Raw genomic sequence first — 24,573 nt, 5'->3', positions numbered from 1 at the left:
ACTCCTGCGAAATACTGAAGGAGCTGCGGCGATGGCCGCGGACGAAAGAAACTTTCAGCGACCGGAAAGCGTGCGAGGGGTGCTGACGTGCACGGAAGCGGTACGGGGAGTGAAGGCGAGCCCACGACGAGGAGTGGTGTGGACCAGGAATTCCTGGCCCTGGAACGGGAACTGGCGGTCTTTCTGCGCCGCGCCCGCGCCCAGTCCGGCGAGATGGCCCGCGAGGTCCACCCCGAGCTCGAATCCTCCGCGTACGGACTCTTCGTGCGGCTGGACGACACCGGGCCGCAGCGCGCCACCGAACTCGCGGGGTACTTCGGCGTCGGCAAGGCGACCATGAGCCGCCAGCTCCGCGCCCTGGAGGACCTCGGACTCGTCGCCCGCGACCCCGACCCGGCCGACGGACGCGCCTCGCTCGTCCGGCTGACGGAGGAGGGGCGGCTCCGCTTCCGGCGGGTGCGGGACGCGCGGCGCGGGCGGTACGTCCGCAAGCTCGCGGACTGGGACCGCGGCGAGGTCGCCGAACTGGCCCGCCTGCTCCACCAGCTGAACACCCGCGCGGAGGGCTGAGCCCCAGGCCGGGCCCTCGGCCGGGCTCAGGGGGCCGTGCGCTCGGCCGGCTCAGGGTGCCGTGCACTCGGCCCGGCCCTCTCCCGGCCCTCACCCGGCCCTCCGCCGAGCGCCCGTCAGAGGACCGCGTACACCGCCGTCGCGTCGTCGTGGAGCTTCCAGCGGAGGGCCCCGCCCGCCGCCGCGTCGGCCGTCTCCAGCGAACGGACGCGCGCCAGCAGCCCGTGCGCGCCCTCCTTCCCGAGCACCTCCATGCAGGCCGCCCAGTCGCCCTCCCCGAACAGCTCCACCCAGCGCGCCGCCCCGTCCGTGAGCGCCGCCAGCGCCCGTACGGCCTTCCGGGGCGCCGTCCCTGTGACCGCCCGCCGTGCCACGTCCGGGTCGGCCGCGGCCGTGAAGAAGCCGCCCTCCTGGTTCCGCAGCCGGTCCGTCGCCTCCAGCGACCGCCGGATCTCGTCCGGGACCAGGTCGAGACGGCCGTCGAGCACGGCCCGCACGGAACCGTCCGGCGCCTCCAGGAGGAGCACGGCGTCCGACAGCACCAGGTACTCGACGGTCGCCGCGTCCCAGCGGGCCATCGCCACGGTCGCCTGGGGCGTACGGACGTGAGAAAGGTCACAGGTGTCCCGGTGGGCGTCCGCGGTGCGCCGGATTGCCTCCGCCAGGATCCCGAGCAGCGTCATGTCACGTCGCGAAGCGGACAGTTCGGTCAGTGCGCCGCCGAGGCGGGCGGTGAACCACGGCACGCCGTGCACACAACCGTCATCACCGGCCGGCGGTGTCACACCGTCGAGTACCACCACCGTCCCGCCCCCGCCGGACGCGGGTTGAGCGGCTGCTGCCCAGTCCTCGTTGGGGCGTTCGGGGCGGCCGGGGAGGGTGACGACTTCGGTGCGCATGATCCCCAGTCTGCCTCCGGCCGACGGGGTCCGCACCGCGCCTTCACGGCGTCTCCATAGGGCCGAACGAGGCCTGCACCGAGCGTTCCAGGGCCGTACGAGAGGCGGAAGCGGAGCCTCCGGGGAGCTGCGGGCGGGCATCCTGCCAAAGCCCGCGCGGAAGATCCAACCGGCGCACCGCGCGGACGTGCGGCGGGCTCCGCGTGAAGTTGTTCACCAACTCAGGAGTGTTGTTCACTCGTTCGGGTGGCCGAGCGGCCGATGCGCGTCCCCTTCCCAGAAGCGCTGGAATGGTCGGAAGCCGTACCAGGGGTGGGGGCGCTCCATCACGTGACCGGTCGTCACCTCTGCTTCATGGGCGGACGAGTCGAGAATGCGAGCACCGGTGCAGAAGAAGCGGCCTCGGAGCAACAACGGCACGCGGAGCCAGGCCCCCGGTGACCCGCTGAACACGGGCGGCACCCCGGGCCCGACTGCCGTACCCGCACCGGCGAACCCGGGCCCCGCCGCCGCACCGACGAACCCGGGCCCCACCGCCGCGCCGACCGCCACGGCGCCCGCCGCAGCCCCCGTGCCCGCGAAGAAGGGCCGCCCCAAGCGCGTCCGTAACCGCCTCGTCGCCGGTGTCGCCCTCGTCGGCGTCACCGTCCTCGCCGCAGGCGCCCCCGCGGTCCTCACCGCCTCCGGCGAACTGACCGACTCCCAGAGTCTGGTCACCCTCGCCGAGCTCGACCGCCAGGCCGTCACCCTCGCGCACTCCCTCGCCGACGAGCGCGACGAGGTCGTCGCGTACGTCGCCGCCGGCCGCGACGAGCAGCAGGGCGACAGCGACAAGAAGCGGCAGGTCACCAGCACGCGGTCCACTCGCGTCGACCGTCAGATCGACGAGATCCGGCCCGCCGCCCCCGCCGAGCTGCGCCGTGACCTCGCGGGCGTGCCCTCCATCCGCCGTACCGCGCTCACCGGCAAGGGCACCGCCCTGGAGGCCCACAAGGCGTACACGGACGTCATCGCCAAGCTCCAGGCCCTCGCCGACGAGCTCGCCGAGCAGACCCCGGCCCGCGCCGCCCAGGACACCCGGGCGCCCGCCTCCCTCGGCCGCGCCGTCGAACAGGCCTCCGCCACCCGCGGGCTGCTCCTCGCGGCCCTGGCCGTGCCCCAGCCCGAGTCGAGCGGTGTCACGTACGACCCGATCACCGGCACGTACGTCCCCATCAAGGCGGAGGGCGCCGACGAGGCCGACCGGACCCGCAACGCCCTCACGGCCGCCGCCCAGCAGGCCCGGGTCCGTGAACTGGCCGCCCTCGCCGACTTCGACCAGGCAGCCTCAAGCACCGGACGCGACTCCCTCGCCGCCAAGGTCACCGGCCCCGACGTCAAGAACGCCGAGCGGCTCCTCGCCCGGCTCACCGACCAGCCGGAGCTCACCAAGTCCGAGCGCAAGACCGACCCGGAGAAGCTGGAGGCCGCGCTCTCCGCCCGTGTCGAGCAGATGCGCGGCGTCGAATCGGCCCTCGCCGCCACCCGCGTGGAGCGCCTCGCCCAGCTCCGTGACGACGACGTCACCGCCCTCGAAGTACGCATCGCCTTCCTCGGCGGCTGCCTCCTGGTCGCGATCGGCATCTCCACCTACGTCGCCCGCAGCCTCACCCGCCCGCTCGCCGTCCTGCGCATCGGCGCCGCGCGCCTCGCCGCAGCCCCGGAGCCGGAGACCGAGGAGCCGGTCCGCTTCACCGGCCGCAACGACGAGTTCGCCCAGGTCGTACGGTCCCTCAACACGCTCCAGGGCAAGCTGGCCGACCTCGGCCGGCGCACCGCCCAGCTCGACAGCGAGCGCGCCGACCTCACCGGGTCCCGCGAGGCCCTGACCGCCGAGCTCGCCGCCCAGCGCGCCGAACTCCAGGGCCACACCGCGCTCCTCACCGCCGAGCTCGAACGGCTCCGGCACAGCGTCCACCACACCTTCGTCAACCTCTCGCTGCGCAGCCTCGGCCTGGTGGAGCGCCAGCTCGGCGTCATCGAGAAGCTGGAGGAGCGCGAGCAGGACCCGGAACGGCTCGCAACCCTCTTCAAGCTCGACCACATGGCGACCGTCATGCGCCGCCACAGCGAGAACCTCCTCGTCCTCGCCGGCCACGAGCACGTCCACGGCCACCCCGGCCCGGTCCCGCTCGTCGACGTGCTGCGCGCCGCCGTCAGCGAGATCGAGCGGTACGAGCGGGTCGCCATCCAGTCCCTGCCGCCGCACGCCCAGATCGCCGGATTCGCCGCGGACGACCTCAGCCATCTGATCGCCGAACTCCTGGAGAACGCCACCTCCTTCTCGCCGCCCGACACCCAGGTCCAGCTCTCCGGCTGGCTCCTGGAGTCCGGCGAGGTCATGCTCTCCGTCCAGGACGAGGGCATCGGCATGACCGAGTCCCGGCTCACCGAGCTCAACGCGCGGCTCGCCGAGGCCGACCCGGCCGACGTAGCGGGGGAGGGGCTCGGCATCCGCGTCGCCGCCCTGCTCGCCGCCCGTCACGGCGTACGGGTGCAGCTGCGGGAGCAGAAGCAGGGCGGCATCGCGGCGGTCGTCGTCCTGCCGCTCCCGCTCCTCCCGGCGGCCCCGCCGGCCGCGGGTCCGCCGACCGTCCCGGTCGCGGGCGCGGCCCCCACGCTGAACCTCCCGGGCTCGGTCGCCGAGGCCAACTCCAACACCCTGCCGTCCCGCACCCGGGACCCGCTCGTGGAGGCCGCGGAGCGCGCCTTCGAGGCGGCGGAGGAGACGAGGACGGCCGCGGAGGGCGCGGAGGCTGCCGAGGCGGCTCCGGAGCAGGCCGCCCAGTCCGTCGATCCCGCCGTGCCGGCCGATCCCGCCGTGCCGGCCCAGTCCGCCGTGCCGGCCGAGCCCGTCGAGCCGGTCGAGGACGCCGAACCGACCGTCGCCGAGACCACCCTCCAGGTCCGCCTGCCCGACCCGCCCGCGGAGCCCGAGGCCCACGAGCGCGCTCCCGAGGAGACCGGTGCCGGCGCCCAGCGCGTCACCGACAAGGGTCTTCCCAAGCGAACGCCGAAGATCGTCCAGCAGCCCGACACCTCGCCCGTCCCTCGTACGGGCGGTGTGGACGCCGAGGCCCTGCGCCGCCGGCTCGGCGGCTTCCACCAGGGGGCCAAGGAGGGCCGCCGGGACGTGGAGGCCGAGATCGGGGCGGGGACCGAGACCAGCACCGACAGCACGAAGGCCGAGACCAGGGCCGAGACCAGGGCCGAGACCGAGAACGCGGCCGTGGACACCGCGCGTACCGAGGAGAAGACGGGGGACACAGTCGAGGAGGCACGCAGTTGACTGCGACCGGAACATTCGGACTGAGCAGGGAAGCCCGCAATCTGCACTGGCTGCTGGGCAACCTCGTCGAGGAGGTGCCCGGGGTCCGCTCGGTCGCCGTCGTCTCCTCCGACGGACTCCTCCTGCTCTCGTCCGACCCGGCGGTCCAGAACGCCACGCCCGCCGAGGACCGACCGACCGGCCCGCGGGGGTCGAGCGCCGACCTCGCCACGATCGTCTCCGGCATCGGCAGCCTCACCGTCGGCGCCGCCCGGCTGATGGACGGCGGCGGGGTCAAGCAGACGATGGTGGCCATGGACGAGGGCAGCGTCTTCGTCATGTCCATCAGCGACGGCTCGCTGCTCGGCGTGCACGCCGAACCGGACTGCGACATGAGCGTCGTGGCGTACCACATGGCCCTCTTCGTCGGCCGTGCCGGACATGTACTCACCCCCGAACTCCGCAGCGAGCTGCGCAAATCGATGGAGAGCACCCAGTGACGTCTGTGCCGTCGGTCTATCACGCCTACAAGCTCCCGGTACGGGGTGAGGGCCGCCGCCCCGCGCGCGTACGCCCGTACTCCCTCACCGGCGGCCGCACCCGCTTCGGTCACGTCCTGCTCGTCGAGACGTTCGTCGCGGCGCTCGAGGCCGCGCCGGAGAGGAAGGTCCTGACGGACGGCGGCCCCGGCGCCCGCGGGCTCATGCCGGAGATGCGGGCCATCGTCGAGATCTGCCGACGGATGCGTACCGTCGCGGAGATCTCGGCGCTCCTGAAGATGCCGCTGGGCGTCGTCCGGGTGCTGCTCAGCGACTTGGCCGACCAGGGAAAGATCCGTGTGTACGGGACCGGTCACGGCACCGGCCAGCCCGACCGCGCGCTCCTCGAAAGGGTGCTGAGTGGACTCCGCCGTCTCTGAAGCCGCTGCCCCGGCGTCCGCCGGAATCCCCGCACAGCCCGTACCCGCCGGTGTCGGCACCGAGGACGGCGCCCAGGACTGGCAGCTCGACCACACCCGCGCCCCCATCGCGACCAAGGTCGTCGTCGCGGGCGGGTTCGGCGTCGGCAAGACGACCCTCGTCCGGGCCGTCTCGGAGATCACTCCGCTGCAGACCGAGGCCCTGATGACGCAGGCCAGCGAGGAGACCGACGATCTCTCCGCGACGCCCGAGAAGCTCACCACCACCGTGGCGATGGACTTCGGCCGGATCACCCTCGACGACGACCTCGTCCTGTACGTCTTCGGTACGCCCGGCCAGCAGCGCTTCTGGTTCATGTGGGACGACCTGGTGCGCGGAGCGATCGGCGCGATCGTGCTCGCCGACACCCGCCGGCTGACCGACTGCTTCGCCGCGCTCGACTACTTCGAGAGCTGCGGGCTGCCGTACATCGTCGCCGTCAACCACTTCGAGGGCACCGAGCGGTTCGAGCCCGAGGACGTCCGGGAGGCGCTCACCGTGCCCCCGCACGTACCCGTCGTGATCATGGACGCCCGCAAGCGGTACAGCGTCGTCGAAACGCTGCTCGCGATGGTCGCGCACGCGCTCGAATCCGCCCCTGAATAGTCCGATTGATTCGATAGGAACACCCGCCATGCGGAAGATACTCATCGTCGGAGCCGGTCAGTCCGGTCTCCAGCTCGCCCTCGGACTCCAGTCGCAGGGGTACGAAGTCACCCTCATGTCCAACCGCACGGCGGACGAGATCCGGTCCGGCCGGGTCATGTCCACGCAGTGCATGTTCCACACCGCGCTCCAGCACGAGCGCGACCTCGGCATCAACTTCTGGGAGTCCCAGGCCCCGCGGATCGAGGGTCTCGGCGTCTCCGTCGCCGCCCCGGACGCGAGCCGGGCCGTCGACTGGGTCGGGAAGCTCGACGGCTACGCGCAGTCCGTCGACCAGCGCGTGAAGATGGCCGGCTGGATGGAGACCTTCGCGCAGCGCGGCGGCCAGCTCGTCATCCATGGCGCGGCAGTCTCCGACCTGGACTTCTTCTCCCGTACGTACGACCTGGTACTCGTCTCCGCGGGCAAGGGCGAGCTGGTCTCCATGTTCGGCCGGGACGCCGCCCGTTCCCCGTACAGCGAGCCGCAGCGCGCGCTGGCCGTCGCGTACGTCCACGGCCTCGGCCCGCGCCCCGAGCACCCGGACTTCGACGCCGTGCGGTGCAACCTGGTCCCCGGCGTCGGCGAGCTCTTCGTCATGCCGACCCTGACCACCTCCGGCCGCGCGGACATCCTCTTCTGGGAGGGCATCCCCGGCGGTCCGCTCGACGTCTTCCAGGGCGTCAAGGACCCGGCGGAGCACCTGTCGCTGACCCTGGAGCTGATGGAGAAGTTCACGCCCTGGGAGTACGCGCGGGCGACCAAGGTCGAGCTGACCGACGCCAACGGCACCCTCGCGGGCCGCTACGCCCCGACCGTCCGCAACCCGATCGGCCGGCTCCCCGGCGGCGGTCTGGTCCTGGGCGTCGCGGACGTCGTCGTCGCCAACGACCCGATCACCGGCCAGGGCTCGAACTCGGCCTCCAAGTGCGCCGCCGCCTACCTGGCGTCGATCGTCGAGCAGGGCGACAAGCCGTTCGACGAGGAATGGATGCAGGCCACGTTCGACCGCTACTGGGACACGGCCCAGCACGTCACCAAGTGGACGAACGCCATGCTCGGCGTACCGCCGGAGCACGTCCTCAACCTGATCGGCGCCGCCGGCGCCCTCCCGCCGGTGGCCGACCGCTTCGCGAACGGCTTCAACGACCCGGCGGACTTCGAGAACTTCTTCTTCGACCCGGAGAAGACGTCCGCGTACCTGGCCTCGGTGACTCAGGGCTGAGACGTTTCCTCTGGCCTGCGGCTCCGCCGCCACGGCCTGCCGTTCGAGCGGCCGTCCACGGTGCTTCGACAGGCCGGTGCCCCGGCTTCCGCATGGAGGTGCGGGAGCCGGGGCACCGGTGCGTGTGGTCAGCGGCGGTGGTGGTGGCGGCCCCAGGACTCGGTGTCGACGGTGCGGCCGCGGTCGTCGCGGAGCGTGGCCTTGTCGCGGTGGTTGTCCCAGACGTAGTCGTGGCGGTCCTGGTAGAGGTCGGTGCGGGTGTCGCGGCCCTCGCCGGTGTGGATGCGGACGGTGGCGCGGCCGGCGAGGCGGTAGTCGTCGAAGCGGTAGCGGTTGCCGTCGTTGTCGCGCAGGGTCCAGCCGTCCAGGTTCACCGCGTGGCGCGAGTTGTTGGTGATCTCGACCCACTCGGCGTTCAGCGACCGGTTGGTGCGGTTCTCGCGTCCGGGGCTGTCGGCCTGGACGCGGCTGATCTCGACCCGCGGCTGACGGTGTCGGTCGTCGTCATGGGCGGCGGCCGGCAGGGCGGCGATGGAGACCATGGCGCCGGCCGCGAGAGCGGTGGCGGCGATCCGGCGGGCGGTCGAAGAAGCAGACATGTGTGATGTCTCCTCAAGAACGGTGGCTCAGCAGCCAGAACAGGCTGGCGAGAGCGGTGCGGGTCCCGGTCCGGTGCGGGCCGAGGACCCAGACTCTGCGCCCTCGCCCGACACATCGGAACGCCAACCGGGACCAGTTACTGATTACGGACATTTCTGTAACTGTCGCCTGTACCGATCAAACATCCCCGGCGGGCGTGGCCCTGACATTCACTGTCTGCTGCACCCATGCGTTGAATGATCAACGGCAAGCCCTTGTGGGCTTGGGGGCGCCACCGGTCGCGCCACCCGACGCGCTTGGGCCGATCAGGTGGCGGGCCTGGGTAACGGCTGTTCTGCACGTTTCTTCGTACAGTCGCCAGGAACTCGCACACGGGAACGCGCTGAAGCCGGCCGCCGTCAGTCGGGGTCGATCAGGGCCAGGACGTCCTCGGCCGTCCAGTGGCCCGCAGCCCCCGGGCAGGTGCCCAGGTAGGCGGCGATCTCGGCCGGCTGCCACGCTCCGGACTCGTTCAGCCCGGCCGCCAGGTGCTGGACGTAGGGCGCGGACGGCTTGCGCAGCGCCACGTCGGTCATCCGCCACGGCGCGGTGAACGTCAGGACCGGGACGCCGTCGAGCGCGCCGGGGCATACGAGCGTCTCGTACCGTCCCGGCCCGAGTGCGGAGCGGCCCTCGGTGAGGGCCTCGGTCAGGTCCAGGTCGTCCCCCGGCTCCCGGTACATCTCCTGGGCGGCGATGTCGGAGAACTGGCCGGCGGTGATCAGATGGGCGCGTGCGAAGGCCGGACCCCGAGCCTCCGGATCGTAGAAGCCGCGGCCACCGGTCCAGACGGCCGACTCCGTGGCGAAGTACACCGCCCCCGGGAGGACGAGCGGCACGGACCGCGCCGGAGGCGTCCGGTCCCGGCAGCCGGGGTACGTCCGGGCGGAGCCCGGGGGATGGCCCCCGGTGACGTAGTGGAGCAGCCGCGCGATGTGCATGTTGGAGCCGTACGAGGCGTACCAGACGTGCGGCGGCGGCGCCTCCGGGCGGGTGGGCCGGGGTGCGGGATGGCGGGGCGCTGGCATGGGTGCTCCTGGACCGGGCCGACAGGACAACGGTCTCCGTCCACGAAGGACGGAGGCCGTTTGCCGTACCCGGTTCGGGGCCGGTCGGAACAGCGGGTGCCCACCGACACGCTCAGGCGGGCGTCCGGTCGAGCCCCTCGTCCGCGCCGTCCCGGGCCCCGGCCGGGAGCTCGGGCGGCGTGTACGACTTCAGGGACTCGCCGCCCGGGTCCGGACGGACCGCCCCCAGGAGCGGGTTGGCGGCGATGGGGGACACCTTGACCTTGGCGCCCGGGCGGGGGGCCTGGACGACCAGGCCGTGCCCGAGGTAGATCGCCACATGCGTGGCCTCGGGGAAGTAGACCACCAGATCGCCGGGGCGCAGCTCGCGCAGCTCCACCCTCGGGAGGGTCCGCCACTGCTCCTGGCTGGTGCGCGGGATCTCCCGGCCGGCGCTCGCCCACGCCTGGGACGTAAGACCCGAGCAGTCGTACGACTCCGGCCCCTCGGCGCCCCACACGTACGGCTTGCCGATCTGCCCCACCGCGAACCGCAGGGCCTCGCCGCCCTCCCGCGACGGCGTCCGGGCGCCGTCCAGAACGCCGGAGCCGAGGAGTTCGCGCTGCGCCCCCGCCGTCTGCGTCCGCTCCAGCTCGGTCAGCCGGGTGAGCTGCTCGGCGGGGAGCGAGGCGAGCAGCCTCTGGACGTCCGCGAGCCGCTTCCGGACGTCGTCGCGCTGCTTCAGCCGCCGCGCGGTGAGCGTCTGCTGCCGGTCCAGGGCCTTGCGGGAGGTGCTCGCGAGCTGGTCGGCCTCCTTCTCGGCCCGGGTGAGCCGGGCCACGGTGGTCGCCCGGTCGCGGGCCGCGCGGGCCATCAGATGACCCTGGTCCAGGGCGTGCTGGGGGTCGTCGGCGAGCAGCAGCCGCAGGTACGAGGAGAAGGCCGAGGTCGTGGCCCGCCCCTGGTACTGCTCCCTGGCCAGCCGCCCGGCCGCGTTCCGCCCCTGGGCGAGACGCTCGCGGGCCTCGGTGAGGGCCCCGGTGACCTTCTTGGTGTCGGCGGTCTGGAGGCGTAGCGCCTCGTCGGTGGCGTTGAAGGCCTCGGTGGCCTGCTCGGCCTGGCGGTAGAGGGTCTGCAGCCGTCCGAGGAGCGCCGCGACGGAGTCACCCCCGGAGGGCGGGAGTTCGGCGGCGTCGTCGAGGGGCGTGCCGTCGGCGGGATCGGTGGTGGCGGTGGGGGCCTCGGCGCCGTCGGAATCGGCCGCCTCCTCGCCCGGTACGTTCGCCGGTGTCTCCACCGGCGTCTCCACCCCCGCGTCCGCCGGGTCGTCCGCCGTGGCCACCGGGACCCCCGCCAGCGCCGTCGTCGCGGCGAGCACCCCCGTGCAGACCGTGCGCAGCAGCCTTCCTGACACGTCATCACCTCCACCGTGATGATGGAGGGACGGAGTGGTCCGATGAACTCACAAAGGGGCGAATCGGCCCAATCGGCTCACCCGTTCGGCTTGGACCACGGCCACTTCAGCTGCTGCCGCTCGCGGCCCTCGGGGACGTACTCGTAGACCCAGCCGCGCTGGATCCCGAGCCGCTTGGTGTGCCCGGCCGGTTCGCGGCGGTAGGCGTGGACCGTCGGGGGGCCGCCGTCCGCGTCGGGTACGGGCACCTCGTACCACTTCGGTGGGTGCCCCGTGTGTCCGACGAGGACGGGCAGGACCCGGCCGTCCAGGGGACCGCCGCGGAAAGGGGTGTTCTCGCTTCTCACGGGACCAGTCTCATATGAGGTGTGCCGCCGCGCTCACCACGGGGGTCACCCGCCGCGCCAGCGCGCCGACCGGGCCCCCGGCCGTCTCCTGCGCGAGGAGCAGGGAGACGACCGACCCCGTCTCCTCGTCGCTCGCCGCCGTGGCCGCGAGCAGGGCGACCAGATGGTCGACCAGCCAGTCCCGCAGCTCCCGGGCCGGCGGCTGCTTCTCCTCGTCGAGCCAGATCAGCGAGGCCGCCTCCACCGCGGCGATCCAGGTGCGGACCATCATCCGCAGCCGTGGGCCGGGCCGGTCCACTCCCAGGTGGACGAGGATCTGCTCCGCCGCGGCGCGCCGCACCTCGTCGACGATCGCCGTGGTCCGGGAGGTCTCGGCGACGCTGCCGCCCTGGAGGAGGGCGCTGAACCCGGCGTCGTGCTCGTCGACGAAGGCCAGATAGCGGTCGAGGACCCGGGCGAGCCGCTCGGTCGGCGGGCCGACCGGCGGCTCGGCGAAGCAGAGCTCCAGCTCGTCGGCGGAGGAGCGCAGGGCCGCCTCGTACAGCTGCTGCTTGCCGCCGGGGAAGTAGCGGTAGACGAGCGGCCGTGAGACGCCCGCCGCCTCGGCGACGTCGTCGAGGGAGACCTCGTCGGGCGCCCGGTGCGCGAAGAGCGTCAGGGCGGCGGCGAGGAGCTGCACCCGTCGCTCCTCGACGCTGAGCCGGCGGTACGCGGGCGAGGCGGCACTGGTCATGCCTCGCAGGGTAGCTCCGCGAGGTGACACGCAGGGGAGGAGCCCACGGCCGCCGGCCCGTGCGTGCGGCCAGTCACGCGCGGGCGGGCGCTCCCGTGAAAGTCGGCGCTCACGTGCGGGTCGGCGCTCACGCAAAAGTCGGCGCTCACGTGCGGGTCGGCCCTCACGCCAGCAGCCCCGAGGCCTTCCACAGCCGCCGCCCCGGCCCCCGCAGCACCCCGATGTCGTCGAGGAAGTCGGTCAGCCGCCGGGCGCCCGACTGCATGACCTCCCGGCGGTGGCCGCTCGCCCTGACCTGGGCGACCGCCTCGCGGCGGTCCAGGCCCACGTTGTCGTACACCTGGGGGTTGATGAAGCAGGTGGAGAAGACCCGGGCCGCCTCGCCGCAGCTGAGCCGGGTGAACTCCTGCTCCCAGCGCGGCGCGGTCACCATCTGGCGCCGCAGCTCCTCGCGGGCGTAGCGCACATGCCGTGCCTCCTCGACGACATGGATGCGGGTCACGCCCCGTACCAGCGTCTGGACCCGCTCGTCCGGGAACGTCAGCCGCTGCATCCAGTCCAGGATCTCCTCGCCGAGGAGGGTGGCGGCGAACGAGCCGGGGGTGGTCGAGACGGTCTTCAGGACGCGGGCGAGATTGTGGTAGATCCGCGGCACCGGGTAGGCGGGCGCGCCGCCCTTCTGGATCATCCGGGCGAACATCATCGAGTGCCGGCACTCGTCGGCGATCTCGGTGAGCGCGTAGCGGACATGGTCGCTCGTGAGGGACTTGTCGTAGATGTGCCGGACGAGCAGCTGCATCAGGATGATCTCGAACCAGATGCCGAGCGAGGCGAGCGAGGCGGCCTCGTGCCGGGCGAGGTCCATCCGCTGCTCCTCGGACATCCGCCGCCACATCGGGGTGTCGTAGAGCGAGACCAGCTCCGGCGGCCAGAACCACTTGCCGTCCTCGAGGGGTGCGGCCCAGTCGAGTTCGGTCTCGGGGTCGAAGGAGTGCTTGAGAGAGGACTCCAGCAGCCGCGCGGCGACCTGTTCCCGGTCGCGGAGCGGGCCGAGTGCGTCCCGGAGGAGAGTGAAGTCCTGCTCGGTACGGGTGGTCATGACGGTGAGACACCTCGCTGTGCTCGCGGTCGGGTTACCGGCTACCGGCGGTCGCCTTTATGAGACTGCTCGTCAGTAAGTGCGTCAATCCCCTGTGCGCGACTTGTTGACTCGATGTCTATCAAGGTGTCAGCCTGCCCGGAGGACCCCGTCCACGTGAGAGCAAGGAGTCGTCAGTGTCGACGCACGACCTCTACACGAAAGCCACGGAAGAGCCCATCTGGCAGGTCCCGGCGACCGGTTCGGCGCGCTTCAGCTGGGATTACGACGACGGCCGCGAACGCCTTCTCGCCCTCTACCAGAAGGGCAAGGACAAGCAGTGGGACGGCTCCAAGCGCATCGACTGGGAGCTGGAGGTCGACCCGTTCGACCCCCTCGGCACCCCCGACGACGTCCTCACCCTCTACGGCACGCGCCACTGGGCGAAGATGACCGAGAAGGACAAGGCCGAGCTGCGACGGCACTACGCCTCCTGGCAGTTCAGTCAGTTCCTCCACGGCGAGCAGGGCGCGATGATCTGCGCCGCGCGGATCGTCGAGTCCGTCCCCGACCTCGACGCCAAGTTCTACTCGGCGACGCAGACCATGGACGAGGCACGGCACGCCGAGGTCTACGGACGTTTCCTGCACGAGAAGATCGGGATGCTCTACCCGATCAACGACAACCTCCAGGGCCTGCTGGGCGACACCCTGCGCGACGCGCGCTGGGACATGCCGTACCTCGGCATGCAGGTCCTCATCGAGGGCCTGGCGCTGGCCGCGTTCGGCATGATCCGTGACACGACGGACAAGCCGCTCCCGAAGCAGATCCTGGCGTACGTGATGCAGGACGAGGCCCGGCACGTCGCCTTCGGCCGGATGGCGCTGCGCGACTTCTACAAGCAGCTGTCGGACGCGGAACTGCGCGAACGCGAGGAGTTCGTGATCGAGGGCTGCTATCTGATGCGGGACCGGCTGCGCGGGGTCGAGGTCCTGGAGAACTTCGGCATCGGGAGGAAGGAGGCGGAGGAACTCAGCGAGCAGAGCGAGTTCCTGCACCTCTTCCGCAAGCTGCTGTTCAGCCGGATCGTCCCGTGCGTGAAGGACATCGGCCTCTGGGGCGAACGCCTCCAGAAGGCCTACCTGGACATGGGCGTCTTCGATCTCGGCGACTCGAACCTGGACCTCCTGATGACCCAGGACGAGGAGATCGCGGAGGCGCTGGACCGCGAGCGGTTCGCGAAGGAGGAGGGGGAGCGGGTGGCGGAGGTCGAGGAGGCCATCGCACAGGGCGCGGCGGAGGGATAGGCGCAGGGGCGGCCCCCGGGCCCCGGGAGTTCATACGCGTCCCGTAGCGTGCCGGGCATGACCATGCCGCCATCGCCGAGCCAGCCGCCCCACCACCCGTACGGCGGGCCCGTGCCGCCCCCGCAGCAGCCCGGCGGGTTCGGGGCTCCGCAGGGGTACCCCGCGCAGGGTGTTCCTCCGCAGGGCGTTCCCCCGCAGGGCTTCCCTCCACAGGGTGTCCCGCCGCAGTACCAGGGGCCGGGCGCCGGGGGCTGGGGGCAGCCGCCCATGGGGCCGCCGCCGAAGAAGGGGCTCTCGGCGGGGGCGATCGTCGCCATCGTCCTGGGCTCCCTGGTCCTGGTCGGCGGTCTCGGGTTCGGGGTGAAGTCCGCGCTCTCCGGTGTCAGCGGCTCCTTCCCCGAGGCGACGCACAAGCTCGTCGTCCCCAAGACGCTCCTCGCCGGTGAGTACACGCTGGTCTCCGACCTCTCCGAGACCGAGGGCAAGGAGATCGAGGACACCCCCGACCTCACCGTGAAGGACGCCAAGGCGGCGGTCGGGCAGTACAGCGGCAAGGACGGGTCCGCCCTCGTCGTCTCCGGCATGCACGGGCGCATCATGAACGCCGACTCCACCCGATCGTCCATCCTCAAGGGCGCGGCCACGGAGAAGGGCTCCACGCTCGTCGTCCGGCCCAAGGAGTTCACCCCCGCCGGGTACGGCGTGACCGTCAGCTGTCAGGTCACCACGTCGAAGGACGGCCTCGCCGCGACCACGCTCCCCATGTGCGCCTGGGGCGACGACAACACCGCCGCCGCCGTCGCCCTGGTCACCCCCGAGTCGGCGACCGCCGACCCGAAGGACATCGACCTGGCCGAACTCGCCGAGACCACGGCCAAGATCCGCGCGGAGATCCGCAAGCCGATCGGCTAGCCTCCCGGGCGCGCGGCCAGTGCCTCCTCCATCACGGCCCGGGCGATCGGCGCCGCGCTGCCACCGCCGCTGATCTCCGTACGCCTGGCCTCCGCGTCCTCCACGACGACCGCGACCGCCACCGCGGGCTGGGCCGCGTCCGCCGCCTGCGCCCAGGCGATGAACCAGGCGTACGGAGTACCCGTGTTGCCCAGGCCGTGCTGGGCCGTGCCGGTCTTGCCGCCGACCGTCGCCCCCGGGATCGCCGCGTTGGTGCCCGTGCCCTCCTCGACCGCCTTGACCATCAGCCGCTGCAACTGGTTCGCGGTCGAGGGGCGCATCGCCTGGCGGTAGCTGCGCCGGCCCGTCGTGTCGACCGTCGTACCGCCGGCCGTCGTCGTCCGCTCCACCAGGTACGGGTGGGCGATCTCCCCGTTGTTGGCGATCGCCGCCGCCACCAGCGCCATCTGGAGCGGCGTGGCCGTCGTGTCGAACTGGCCGATGGACGACAGGGCCAGCTGGTCGTCGCTCATCTCCCGGTCGAAGTTGGACTTCGCGACCCAGGACGGGACCGACAGGCCCGTGTCGTTGAAGCCGAACTTCTCCACCGTGTCCACCATCCCGGAGAGCCCCACCTCCACCCCGAGCCCCGCCATCACCGTGTTGCACGACCACTGGATCGCGTACGCGAGCGAGGCGTTCCCGCACCCCTTCGCCTCGTTCGGCAGCACCTGCCGCGTCCCCGGCAGCACGAAGGGGTCCGGGGTGTCCGTCGGCGCGTCGACGTCCGTCACCACGCCCGCGTCCAGCGCGGCCGCCGCGGTCACCATCTTGAACGTGGAGCCGGGCGGATAGGTCTGCCGGATCGCCCGGTTCAGCATCGGCTGGTTCGGCGAGGTGTTCAGCCGGGCCCAGGCCCCCTTGACCGCGGCCCCCGTCCCGGACAGCAGCGCCGGATCGTACGAGGGGGAGGAGACCAGCGCCAGGATCCGCCCGCTCGACGGCTCGATCGCCGCCACCGCGCCGCGTTTCCCGCCGAGCCCCCGGTACGCGGCCTCCTGCATCGACGCCCGGACCGTCGTCACCACGTCGCCGCCCGGCAGCCGCCCCCGGCTGATGTCGTTCCAGAACGGCAGCGGGGCGAGCAGCGCGCTCGTACCGGCGAGGATGTCGTCCTCGGTGTGCTCGACGAGTGTCGTGCCGTACGTCTGCGAGGCGTAGCCGGTCACCGGTGCGTACAACGGGCCTTGCTTGTAGGTCCGTTCGTAGCGCAGCTGCTGGCCGCTGTCCCGGGAGCCGGTCACCGGCCGTCCCTCGACCACGATCTCGCCCCGGGGCTCGCCCCAGCGGGTGATCGCCACCCGCCGGTTGGCCGGGTTCGCGTCCAGCGACTCCGCCTGGAAGACCATCACCCGCGCCGCGTTCACCAGCAGCGCCGCCAGCAGGATCAGGCAGAGCGCGGCCGCCCGCCGGATGTACGGGATCACCGGGCGTCCTCCACCACCGGCGCGATGGCGCCGGGTTCGACCGTGTCGGGAAGCGGTGCGCGGGCCGAGTCGCTGACCCGGATCAGCAGCGCCACGATGATCCAGTTGGTGACGACGGACGAGCCGCCCTGCGCCAGGAACGGCATCGCCATGCCGGTCAGCGGGATCAGGCCCATCACCCCGCCGGCGATGACGAAGACCTGGAGCGCCAGGATCGAGGCGAGGCCGATCGCGAGCAGCCGCCCGAACGGGTCGCGCAGGGCGAGACCCGCCCGGTACCCGCGCGCGACGAGCAGCGCGTACAGCAGGAACAGGGCGGTGAGACCGACCAGTCCGAGCTCCTCGCCCGCCGTCGCCAGGATGAAGTCGGACTTGGCGGCGAAGCCGATGAGGATGGAGTGTCCGAGGCCGAGCCCGGTGCCGAGCATCCCGCCCGCGGCGAAGGAGAACAGCGACTGCGCGAGCTGGCTCGGCCCGTCACCCGCCTCGATGGAGGCGTAGGGGTTCAGCCAGTCCTCTACGCGGCTGTGGACATGGGGTTCGAGCGAGCCGACCGCGAACGCCCCGACGCCCGCCAGGAGCAGCCCGACCGCGATCCAGCCGGTCCGGCCCGTCGCGACGTACAGCATGATCACGAAGAGTCCGAAGAAGAGCAGCGAGGTGCCGAGGTCCCGCTCCAGGACCAGGACGCCCACGCTCAGCACCCAGATCGCCACGATCGGCCCGAGCACCCGGCCGGTGGGGAGCTGGAGCCGCCAGACCCTGCGGCCGGTGTACGCCAGCGCGTTGCGGTTGGCGGCCAGGTAGGCGGCGAAGAAGACCGCGAGCAGGATCTTGGCGAACTCGCCCGGCTGGAAGGAGAGTCCGCCGATCCGGATCCAGATCTTGGCCCCGTTCACCGCCGGGAAGAGGATCGGCACGAGCATCAGGAACAGGGCGCTGGCCATCGACAGGTACGCGTACCGCTGCAGCACCCGGTGGTCGCGCAGCAGCACGACGACGGCGGCGAAGAGCGCCACCCCGAGCGCCGACCAGACCAGCTGGGTGAAGGCCGCCTGGTCCTTCGGCGTCTCCAGGTCGAGCCGGTAGATCAGCACCAGGCCGAGGCCGTTGAGGAGCACGCCGATGGGCAGCAGCAGCGGATCCGCGTACGGCGCGCGGAACCGTACGGCGAGATGGGCGAGGAGCGCGAGCGCGCCGAGACCGGCGCCGTAGCGGAGGGCGTCCGGCGGGACGGCGCCGTTCCTGGCCAGGCCGACGCCCGCGTAGCCGAGGACGGAGATGAGGACGGCGCAGACGAGGAGGGAGAGTTCCACGCCGCGGCGCTTCGGGATGCGTAGCCCGGGCGGGGGAGCGTCCGCCGTCGTTGCGGTCATGGTCCGCAACGTAGCAAGCGATATGGCTTATATCCCTTATGTGTGACGGTGTGCCGTCAGGGGCCGGTGAACCGCACGTACTCCGGCAGCGTCAGCCGCGCCTCGGCACCGCCGTCCGGCGCGTTGCCGAAGACCAGCTCCGCGCCGATCACTTCGGCCTGGCCGACCGCGATCGTGAGCCCGAGGCCGTGCCCCTTGCCGCCGCTCTCGGTACGGAACCGCTGCGGCCCGGACGCCAGCAGGTACTCCGGGTACCCGGCGCCGTGGTCCCGCACCGTGACGACGGCGCCGTCCACGGTCAGGACGACCGGCGGGGCGCCGTGCCGGTGCGCGTTGGCGACGAGATTGCCGAGCACCCGCTCCAGACGCCGCCGGTCCGTCTCGACCGTCGCGTCCCGCAGCACCCGTACCTCCGTCCCGGTCCCGGACGCCCGCACCACCCCGCGCGCGAGCGGCCCGAGATCGTGCATCGCCAGATCGACGGTCTCGTTACGGGCGTCGAGCCGAGAGATCTCCAGCAGATCCTCGGTCAGCCCGCGCATCGCCTTCACCCGGTCCCGTACGAGCTCCGACGGCCGCCCCTCCGGCAGCAGTTCGGCGGCGGCCGACAGCCCGGTCAGCGGGGTGCGCAGCTCGTGCGCCACGTCCGCCGTGAAGCGCTGCTCGGTCTGGAGCTTGTGCTGGAGCGAGGAGGCCATCGTGTCGAGCGCCCCGGAGACCGTGGCCACCTCGTCCTGCGGGCGTCCTGGGTCCTTCGTACGGGGGTCGTCGACGCGCGCGTCGAGATCGCCCGCGCTGATCCGCCGGGCCACCTGGGCCGTCAGGTGCAGCCGCCGAGTGACCCGGGTGACCGCGAACGCGCCCACCAGCAGCGTCGCCCCGATCGCCAGGACCGAGGAGCCCAGGATCGACCGGTCGAGGCCGTCGATGATCTCCGAGCCCGTGGAGTAGTCCACCCGGACGGCGAGGGCGCGGCCGTCGGCCGGCCCCGCCGCCCACATCGTCGGCCGGTCCTCGTACTCCCCGACCATCGTGCCGCGCCGCCCCGTCAGGGCGAGTGCGCGCAGCTCGTCGGGCAGGCCCTCGGGGTCGATCCCGGTGGCCCGGGGGAGCGGGTCGCCCGCCTCGTACGCGCGGGAGGCCGTGGTCAGCCGGGTCAGGGCCCGCTCGCGGAAGTCGTCCTCGGTCTGCCCGGACACGGACACATGGACGAGAGCGCCGAGCAGCGCCGCCAGGGCGCAGCACATGACGGTGATGAAGACCGCCGACTTCCAGGTCAGCGTCGCGGTCCAGGCGGGCAGGCGGGGCCGCCTGCGCGCGGTCACGGGACCTCTCCGAAGACGTCGTCGGTGTCGGAGGGCGCGGGGGAGGAGCTGGTCGGTCCGGGCGTGGGCGTCGGCTCGACGAGCCGGGGCTCGGGGGCCGGCGAGGCGGACGGGCCGGGCGGCTTGACGCGGACGATCTCGTCCCGGGCCGGCAGCATCGCGCCCTGCTGCTCGTCCCAGGACCAGGCCGTGCGGTACTCGTACCCCGGGATGCCGGCCGAGGCGGCCCGCACGATCAGGTCCCGGCCCGCCAGCTCCACGCTGATCACCTGGTCGACGGTGGACATGATCCGGGTGAGCCCGCCGTTCTCGGCGAGGTACACCCGCACGCCCACCTGCTGCTCGGGCATCCGGATGCCGACGATCAGCTCGTCACGGCCGTTGCCGGTCAGATCGCGGTAGTACGGCTTCATGACCGGGCATTTCGCGGGCTCCGCCGCGCACCGGCCGATCTGCCGCGCCGTCTCCTGGTACATGCCGTCGGCGCCGGAGTACGTGTCCGGGTGGGCGTTCACCTCGGCGCGGACCACGGCGACGGCGTCCACCCGGTGGACGTCGTTGTCGGGGACCTCGATGCCGGGGACGGACTCGGTGTCGGTCTCGCCGTAGTCGAGCGGCGGCGCGGTCGCGGGTGGCAGCTCGGGCCAGAGGCGGACGGGTCCGACGGCCGTGGGGGTGGCGCCCGCACTCTTGAGCTCGCCCTCCGCGCCGCAGCCGGAGAGCACGAGCGGCGCCGCCGCGGCCAGGGCCACGGCGGCGACGAGCGGCCGTCCGCGCGGTCTCACTCTGCTCCTCGGGGGCTGAAGGGTTCGCTGCTTCACCGGGTAGGCGAAGAGGATGATGTCGTCACCGCGGTGACCGTCCCCGATCGGGCGCCACAGGTGATCAGCCACAGCTCGGGACGGTCGGTCTTCCCGTAGACCTTATTCGTAGGGAAGTCCTTTTTGTCGACCGGCTGGATCGCCCGGACCTCGAAGCCGGCCGTGGAGCCGTCCGCCCGGTCCGCCTCGATCGGGTCCCCGGTCCGCACCTCGCAGGCGCGTCCGGCCTGCCCGTCCCGCCTGCTCGACCGACTGCGCCCGAGGCGCCGACGCCGATCGATTCGAAGGTAAATGTCCGCTGTTGCGGCTATGTAACAGTGACCCGTAGGTGCCACGACGAAGCCGTCACGGCCCCGGTTTCCTAGCGCTCCATCCGATCGAGCGCGGCGCGGCAGAACGTCAGCAGCTTCTCGTCCTCGTGGACGTCGTGGCTGCTGTAGCCGCTCTCGCGCACGTTGTGCCGGCGCACCCGGAGCAGTTCCGTACGGATCACCCATCGCGCCTCCACCGCCTCCGGCCCCATCTCCGCCAGACACTCCGCGATGTCCACGCGCGCGTGCCGGTTCTCCTCCCAGGCCGCGAGCAGCACCGGCAGCGCCGACCCCGCGTCCCCGGACACCCGCCACAGAGCCGCCGCGCTGCGCACCCGTACCCACAGGTCCCGGGCGGCGAGCCCGGGGAGCAGGGCGGGCGCGCTGCTCGCCGCCGCCGGGCCGATCGCCCCCAGGGCTCTGGCCGCCGCGCACCGGTCCGGAGCGGGCGCGTCCGGGCCGAGCCAGGCCGTCAGGGTCGGCAGCACGGCCTCGCGCACACCCTCCATCGACCAGAGCGTGAGCGCCGCCTGCGCGGAGACCGCCGCCGACTCGCTCTCCAGCAGGGCCCGCGCGTCCGGGATCGCCTCCCGCGCCGGGGGCCCGAACGCGGCCAGCGTCCGCAGCGCCGCCTCCTGCACCCAGTCCCGCCGGTTCGACGGCGCCCCGCGCAGCACCCGCAACACCTCGGGCATCGCCTGCACGCCCCGGACCGAGGCCAGCGCGTGCAGCAGCGGCGCCGCGTGCTCGTACAGCCGGTCGTCCAGGTCGACGCGGGCAAGGCGGCGGCGCAGCAGCGGCGCGAGCGGCGCGGCGGCCGGCCCCAGCGTGGGCACGGCGTACAGCAGGTCGCGCCGTACCTCCGGCTCGACCAGGGCACGGGCGAGCAGCGGTACGGCCCGGGCGTCACCGGAGCGGGCGAGGGCGAGCAGCGCTCTGCCGCGCACGTCCGCCGCCCCGGACGGGCACTCCGGCTCGGCCCACTCCTCCCACTCGGGCCGCTCGGGCCGTCCGGGGCGGGCGGTGAGCCGGGCCGCGAGGGCGTCGGTCGCGGGGCCGGTGAGCTCGAAGAGCCCCTCGAGGAACGAGGTGGCGGCCTCGCGCAGCCGCGGGTCGGGGTCGGCGAGCTGCGTCCCGATCAGCCGCACCACCTCCTCGTACCCCCCGCGCCAGACCCGTATCAGACCGCCGCTCAGCCAGATCGCGTCCGCGCGCTGGCACCGGTCCGGGCTGCGCAGCTGGGCGAGGATCAGCGCGATCCGGTCCTCGACACGGTCGTCGAGCGCGGTGTGCAGGGTGCGCATCAGCTCGTCGGTCCACGGGGTCGGGCGGCCTGCGGAACGCTCCTCGAAGAGCTCGCGGACCTGCCCGACGAGGGTGGGCGTGGACGGCCGGGTGCTCTCCGGGGCGGCCGGCTCGGGCGGCGCGGTCCGCACCTCGTCGAGCAGTCGCGTCACCCGCTCCACCACGTCGTCCGGGACCTCGCCCGGCGCGCACCGGGCCAGCTGCGCGAGCGCCGCCAGCCGCAGGCCGGGCGCCTGGGCCGCGCGGGTGAGCCAGCCGAGCCAGTCGACGGTCTCGTCCCGCAGTGACTCGTGCCGCCGCGCGATCCGCCCGACGGCCTCCACCAGCGCGAGCCGCACCTCCGTGTCGCGCTCGACCGTCAGCCGCTCCCGCAGCAGGGTCAGGACCCGGGCCGGGTCCGGGTGCAGCGAGGCGAGCGCGCAGGGGGCGGCGAGCCGCACCTCGGGGTCCGGGTCGCCGACGAGCCCGAGGAAGACGTCGGCGCCCGCGGCGACCGCGGCGGCGGCCATCGCGTAGTTCGCCGCGGGGATGAAGTCCTCGTCGTCCGGGTCGAGTTCGTCGAGCTCCTCCTCGCCGCTCAGATCGATCCCGCCGATGCTGGTCAGCAACTCGACGATGCCGCCCCGGTCCTGGACCTCGGGATCGGCGACGAGTTCGAGCAGGAAGGGGATGCAGGCGAGCGTCGAGTCGTACACGTCCCCCTGGTGGTGCACCGCGCCGTACATCCCGTCGAGGGCGAGCTCCCGCTCACCGGGGTCGGGCGAGGCGAGTCCGCGCAGCATCCCCGGTACATCGTCGGCTGGTCCGTAGGCATGCCCCAGCGAGGCCCAGTCGACCTCCTCGATCCCCGTCAGCATGCGGCCGCCGCCTTCCCCGTGAGCGCTGTACCAGGCAGCAAGTGTGCACCACCACACAGGGAACAAGGACCCGCTGACCGGACGCGGTCCCCGAAGGGCCCGCGAGCCGCTCGCTTTGCGCCATCTGCGGGAGCGCTACGCGGAGTTGCGCGCGCCGGTACGGAGAGTGGCGCACGGAGGGCGCGCGGAAACGGGCGCACGGAGGCGGGGACCGGCGCGCGCGTCGCCCTCGCCGCGGCCTATCCGTCGGACCGTACGCGGAGGAAGCGGGCCGTCTCGTGCCGCCCGGCCTGCCGGCGCAGCTCGACGGGCAGCGGGTCGGCGAGCGGGGTCACCGGACCGTGCTCGGGATCGTCCACCGGAGCCCCGAGCCGCCCCGCTGCCAGCGCGCCGACCTCGCGGGCCTGCGCCGGAGTCAGCTTCGGCGAGGTCGTCACCGTACGGTCGTCGGGGAGGCGGACGAGCAGCGCCCGCGGCCGGTCCACCGGTCCGACCAGGCCGAGGAGCGTGCCGTCGAGCGTGTCCGCGTGCCGCACCTTCCGCCAGGCCCATGTCTCGCCCGCCCGGTAGGGCGAGCGCAGCGCCTTCGCCACGATCCCCTCGACGCCCACCGCCCGCAGATCGCGGAACCACCCCCGCGCGGTCTCCTCGTCCAGCGTCGCGAGCACGGGCTGCACGGGCGGTCCGATGTCCCGCAGCGCGACGCCCAGCAGCTTCCAGCGCTCGATGAGCGGAAGCGCCCGGACGTCCCGGCCCGGGAGGGCGAGGATGTCGAAGGCGATGTACGAGACCGGCACGCCGGCCTGTCTGCGGTCGGTGTGCGAGCGGAGCAGATCGGTGAAGCTCAGCCGCCCTTCGCGGTACGCGCACAGCTCCCCGTCCAGGACGACCCCGGCCGGCAGATGGGCGCCCAGATGTGCCGCGATCTCGGGAAACTCCGGAGAGAGGTCCCGGTGCGAGCGCGACTGCAGGAAGACCCTGCGGCCCTCGAGGACGAAGGCGAGGGCGCGGAAACCGTCGAGCTTGAGGGTGTACTGCAGTCCCCCGGGCGTGCTGCCCTGCGCCGGGATCCCGTCGGCCGGACGCGGGCGCATGACGTCGACCGGGGGCCGCAGGACGGGGCCCTCCCCGGGTGCCGCGGGGGCGGTCGTCATGGCAGGGCTCCGGCCCGGTCCGGGTCGAAGAGCGGCCCGAGGAGGTCCCCGTACCGCTCCAGACGTGGCGCGATGTCGTCCATCAGAAGGACGAGCCGCTCGGGCGCGTCGCACGCCTCGACCTCCTCCCAGGTCACCGGGGCGGAGACGGTGGGCCGGGGGCGTGCGCGCAGGGTGTAGGGGGTCGCGGTGGTCTTGGCGGCCGCGTTCTGGCTGAAGTCGACGAAGACCTTCCCCGGGCGGAGGGACCGCGTCATCCGGTGGACGACGAGCGCCGGGTGGTCCGCCTCCGCCTGGACGGCCAGCTGCTTCGCGTACGCCGAGACCCGGTCGGACGGGGTCGGCTCCAGCGGTACGAGCAGGTGCAGGCCCTTGGCGCCCGAGGTCTTGGCGAAGGCCTCCAGGCCGTCCGCCGCCAGCCGCTCGCGCAGCCAGAGGGCCACCCGGCAGCACTCCACGACGGTGGCGGGCGGCCCGGGGTCGAGGTCGAGGACGAGGCGGTCGGCGACGGCCTGCGAGCCGGCCCGCCACTGGGGGGTGTGGAACTCCACGACCAGGTTGGCCGCCCACATCAGGGAGGCGAGGTCCTGGATCATGACCTGCCGTGCGCGCGGGTCGTCGGAGCGGGGGACCGGGGTGGTCTTCACCCAGGCGGGTGTGCCGGGCGGCGGGTTCTTGGTGAAGAAGAGCTGCCCGTCGGGGCCGTCCGGATAGCGCAGGAAGGACACCGGGCGGTCGCGCAGATGCGGGAGGAGTGCGGTGCCGACGGTGGCGTAGTAGTGCAGCAGCTCGCCCTTGGTGGTGCCGGTGGAGGGGTGGAGGACCTTCTCCAGGTTGCTGAGCGGGAGGCGCCGCCCCTCCACCTCCGTGATCGGCGTCATACGATGAGAATCCCACGAATCCGGAAGTGTCGTGC

At 72.8% G+C, this 24,573-nt stretch carries 23 protein-coding genes; 8 read left to right on the top strand and 15 right to left on the bottom strand.

Annotated features, from left to right (window positions below; translation table 11 throughout):
• Window positions 1–87 precede the first annotated feature (87 nt).
• On the top strand, window positions 88–570 hold the full coding sequence (locus ACZ3OF_RS22545; RefSeq protein ID WP_361436644.1) for a MarR family winged helix-turn-helix transcriptional regulator: 483 nt from the start codon (window positions 88–90) through the stop codon (window positions 568–570).
• 116 nt (window positions 571–686) lie between these two features.
• Here ACZ3OF_RS22545 and ACZ3OF_RS22540 read toward each other — a convergent pair whose 3' ends face one another.
• The gene (locus ACZ3OF_RS22540; RefSeq protein WP_361672626.1) at window positions 687–1,469 is read right to left on the bottom strand and encodes a hypothetical protein; all 783 of its coding nucleotides are present in this window, start codon (window positions 1,467–1,469) and stop codon (window positions 687–689) included.
• A 373-nt stretch (window positions 1,470–1,842) separates the two neighbouring features.
• Between ACZ3OF_RS22540 and ACZ3OF_RS22535 the strand changes: the two genes are divergently transcribed.
• Genes ACZ3OF_RS22535 through ACZ3OF_RS22515 form a run of 5 tightly spaced genes read left to right on the top strand, consistent with a single transcriptional unit; the run spans window position 1,843 to window position 7,605 of the window.
• Window positions 1,843–4,797 (top strand): sensor histidine kinase, encoded by a 2,955-nt coding sequence (locus ACZ3OF_RS22535; RefSeq protein ID WP_467306416.1) that lies wholly within the window; start codon window positions 1,843–1,845, stop codon window positions 4,795–4,797.
• On the top strand, window positions 4,794–5,276 hold the full coding sequence (locus ACZ3OF_RS22530; protein WP_361436653.1) for a roadblock/LC7 domain-containing protein: 483 nt from the start codon (window positions 4,794–4,796) through the stop codon (window positions 5,274–5,276). The genes ACZ3OF_RS22535 and ACZ3OF_RS22530 overlap by 4 nt, the downstream gene beginning before the upstream one ends.
• The gene (locus ACZ3OF_RS22525; RefSeq protein ID WP_361436656.1) at window positions 5,273–5,695 is read left to right on the top strand and encodes a DUF742 domain-containing protein; all 423 of its coding nucleotides are present in this window, start codon (window positions 5,273–5,275) and stop codon (window positions 5,693–5,695) included. The genes ACZ3OF_RS22530 and ACZ3OF_RS22525 overlap by 4 nt, the downstream gene beginning before the upstream one ends.
• Window positions 5,676–6,341: a GTP-binding protein gene (locus ACZ3OF_RS22520; RefSeq protein ID WP_361672620.1), complete on the top strand. Its 666-nt coding sequence runs from the start codon at window positions 5,676–5,678 to the stop codon at window positions 6,339–6,341. Before ACZ3OF_RS22525 ends, ACZ3OF_RS22520 begins: the two co-directional genes overlap by 20 nt.
• 28 nt (window positions 6,342–6,369) lie before the next feature.
• On the top strand, window positions 6,370–7,605 hold the full coding sequence (locus tag ACZ3OF_RS22515) for a styrene monooxygenase/indole monooxygenase family protein (protein WP_361672619.1): 1,236 nt from the start codon (window positions 6,370–6,372) through the stop codon (window positions 7,603–7,605).
• Window positions 7,606–7,733: 128 nt separating this feature from the next.
• Here ACZ3OF_RS22515 and ACZ3OF_RS22510 read toward each other — a convergent pair whose 3' ends face one another.
• The 6 genes from ACZ3OF_RS22510 to ACZ3OF_RS22485 all read right to left on the bottom strand — a co-directional run bounded on the left by ACZ3OF_RS22510 (window position 7,734) and on the right by ACZ3OF_RS22485 (window position 12,844).
• Window positions 7,734–8,204 (bottom strand): lamin tail domain-containing protein, encoded by a 471-nt coding sequence (locus ACZ3OF_RS22510; RefSeq protein WP_361672616.1) that lies wholly within the window; start codon window positions 8,202–8,204, stop codon window positions 7,734–7,736.
• Window positions 8,205–8,603: 399 nt separating this feature from the next.
• Window positions 8,604–9,272, bottom strand: a complete 669-nt coding sequence (locus ACZ3OF_RS22505) for a histone deacetylase (RefSeq protein WP_361672614.1) — start codon at window positions 9,270–9,272, stop codon at window positions 8,604–8,606.
• Window positions 9,273–9,384: 112 nt separating this feature from the next.
• Window positions 9,385–10,665 (bottom strand): C40 family peptidase, encoded by a 1,281-nt coding sequence (locus tag ACZ3OF_RS22500; RefSeq protein WP_361672612.1) that lies wholly within the window; start codon window positions 10,663–10,665, stop codon window positions 9,385–9,387.
• Between the two features lie 77 nt (window positions 10,666–10,742).
• A complete protein-coding gene (locus ACZ3OF_RS22495; RefSeq protein WP_361434764.1) occupies window positions 10,743–11,012 on the bottom strand; it encodes a hypothetical protein in 270 nt (89 codons plus the stop codon).
• Between the two features lie 10 nt (window positions 11,013–11,022).
• Complete coding sequence (locus tag ACZ3OF_RS22490) at window positions 11,023–11,745, bottom strand: TetR/AcrR family transcriptional regulator (protein WP_361672610.1); 723 nt, start codon at window positions 11,743–11,745, stop codon at window positions 11,023–11,025.
• A gap of 163 nt (window positions 11,746–11,908) precedes the next feature.
• Complete coding sequence (locus ACZ3OF_RS22485; protein WP_361672608.1) at window positions 11,909–12,844, bottom strand: AurF N-oxygenase family protein; 936 nt, start codon at window positions 12,842–12,844, stop codon at window positions 11,909–11,911.
• Window positions 12,845–13,020: 176 nt separating this feature from the next.
• On the opposite strand from ACZ3OF_RS22485, the gene ACZ3OF_RS22480 reads away from it, so the two are divergent.
• Together ACZ3OF_RS22480 and ACZ3OF_RS22475 are read left to right on the top strand one after the other, a co-directional pair.
• Window positions 13,021–14,130 (top strand): ferritin-like domain-containing protein, encoded by a 1,110-nt coding sequence (locus ACZ3OF_RS22480; RefSeq protein ID WP_467306410.1) that lies wholly within the window; start codon window positions 13,021–13,023, stop codon window positions 14,128–14,130.
• 57 nt (window positions 14,131–14,187) lie between these two features.
• Window positions 14,188–15,042: a proline-rich domain-containing protein gene (locus ACZ3OF_RS22475; protein WP_361672603.1), complete on the top strand. Its 855-nt coding sequence runs from the start codon at window positions 14,188–14,190 to the stop codon at window positions 15,040–15,042.
• Here the strand turns inward: ACZ3OF_RS22475 and ACZ3OF_RS22470 are convergent.
• From ACZ3OF_RS22470 to ligD, 8 genes are all read right to left on the bottom strand, one after another.
• Window positions 15,039–16,508 carry a penicillin-binding transpeptidase domain-containing protein gene (locus tag ACZ3OF_RS22470; protein WP_467306407.1) on the bottom strand — a complete coding sequence of 490 codons (1,470 nt, stop codon included), beginning with the start codon at window positions 16,506–16,508 and terminating at the stop codon, window positions 15,039–15,041. The two genes, ACZ3OF_RS22475 and ACZ3OF_RS22470, sit on opposite strands and share 4 nt — an antisense overlap.
• Complete coding sequence (locus tag ACZ3OF_RS22465; protein ID WP_361672597.1) at window positions 16,505–17,884, bottom strand: FtsW/RodA/SpoVE family cell cycle protein; 1,380 nt, start codon at window positions 17,882–17,884, stop codon at window positions 16,505–16,507. The genes ACZ3OF_RS22470 and ACZ3OF_RS22465 overlap by 4 nt, the downstream gene beginning before the upstream one ends.
• A gap of 56 nt (window positions 17,885–17,940) precedes the next feature.
• Window positions 17,941–19,209: an ATP-binding protein gene (locus tag ACZ3OF_RS22460; protein ID WP_467306405.1), complete on the bottom strand. Its 1,269-nt coding sequence runs from the start codon at window positions 19,207–19,209 to the stop codon at window positions 17,941–17,943.
• Complete coding sequence (locus ACZ3OF_RS22455) at window positions 19,206–19,994, bottom strand: hypothetical protein (protein ID WP_361672592.1); 789 nt, start codon at window positions 19,992–19,994, stop codon at window positions 19,206–19,208. Before ACZ3OF_RS22455 ends, ACZ3OF_RS22460 begins: the two co-directional genes overlap by 4 nt.
• 32 nt (window positions 19,995–20,026) lie before the next feature.
• Window positions 20,027–20,239: a sortase domain-containing protein gene (locus ACZ3OF_RS22450; RefSeq protein WP_361672590.1), complete on the bottom strand. Its 213-nt coding sequence runs from the start codon at window positions 20,237–20,239 to the stop codon at window positions 20,027–20,029.
• Between the two features lie 152 nt (window positions 20,240–20,391).
• Complete coding sequence (locus ACZ3OF_RS22445) at window positions 20,392–22,503, bottom strand: HEAT repeat domain-containing protein (RefSeq protein ID WP_361672588.1); 2,112 nt, start codon at window positions 22,501–22,503, stop codon at window positions 20,392–20,394.
• A gap of 239 nt (window positions 22,504–22,742) precedes the next feature.
• Window positions 22,743–23,657, bottom strand: a complete 915-nt coding sequence (locus tag ACZ3OF_RS22440; RefSeq protein WP_361672586.1) for an ATP-dependent DNA ligase — start codon at window positions 23,655–23,657, stop codon at window positions 22,743–22,745.
• Complete coding sequence (ligD, locus tag ACZ3OF_RS22435) at window positions 23,654–24,538, bottom strand: non-homologous end-joining DNA ligase (RefSeq protein ID WP_467306402.1); 885 nt, start codon at window positions 24,536–24,538, stop codon at window positions 23,654–23,656. Before ligD ends, ACZ3OF_RS22440 begins: the two co-directional genes overlap by 4 nt.
• Window positions 24,539–24,573 lie beyond the last annotated feature (35 nt).

This window comes from Streptomyces sp. NPDC022552 (genome assembly GCF_055561875.1).
The sequence above is the reverse complement of the archived record's forward strand: the minus strand, read 5'-3'. Positions and strand labels throughout refer to the sequence as shown.

Bases quoted from the DNA above. Each gene is read 5' to 3' on its own strand.
- ACZ3OF_RS22540 (WP_361672626.1), bottom strand. From the start codon at position 1,469: ATGCGCACCGAAGTCGTCACCCTCCCCGGCCGCCCCGAACGCCCCAAC.
- ACZ3OF_RS22535 (WP_467306416.1), top strand. From the start codon at position 1,843: ATGCGAGCACCGGTGCAGAAGAAGCGGCCTCGGAGCAACAACGGCACG.
- ACZ3OF_RS22515 (WP_361672619.1), top strand. From the start codon at position 6,370: ATGCGGAAGATACTCATCGTCGGAGCCGGTCAGTCCGGTCTCCAGCTC.
- ACZ3OF_RS22510 (WP_361672616.1), bottom strand. From the start codon at position 8,204: ATGTCTGCTTCTTCGACCGCCCGCCGGATCGCCGCCACCGCTCTCGCG.
- ACZ3OF_RS22505 (WP_361672614.1), bottom strand. From the start codon at position 9,272: ATGCCAGCGCCCCGCCATCCCGCACCCCGGCCCACCCGCCCGGAGGCG.
- ACZ3OF_RS22490 (WP_361672610.1), bottom strand. From the start codon at position 11,745: ATGACCAGTGCCGCCTCGCCCGCGTACCGCCGGCTCAGCGTCGAGGAG.
- ACZ3OF_RS22485 (WP_361672608.1), bottom strand. From the start codon at position 12,844: ATGACCACCCGTACCGAGCAGGACTTCACTCTCCTCCGGGACGCACTC.
- ACZ3OF_RS22475 (WP_361672603.1), top strand. From the start codon at position 14,188: ATGACCATGCCGCCATCGCCGAGCCAGCCGCCCCACCACCCGTACGGC.
- ACZ3OF_RS22465 (WP_361672597.1), bottom strand. From the start codon at position 17,884: ATGACCGCAACGACGGCGGACGCTCCCCCGCCCGGGCTACGCATCCCG.
- ACZ3OF_RS22445 (WP_361672588.1), bottom strand. From the start codon at position 22,503: ATGCTGACGGGGATCGAGGAGGTCGACTGGGCCTCGCTGGGGCATGCC.
- ACZ3OF_RS22440 (WP_361672586.1), bottom strand. From the start codon at position 23,657: ATGACGACCGCCCCCGCGGCACCCGGGGAGGGCCCCGTCCTGCGGCCC.
- ligD (WP_467306402.1), bottom strand. From the start codon at position 24,538: ATGACGCCGATCACGGAGGTGGAGGGGCGGCGCCTCCCGCTCAGCAAC.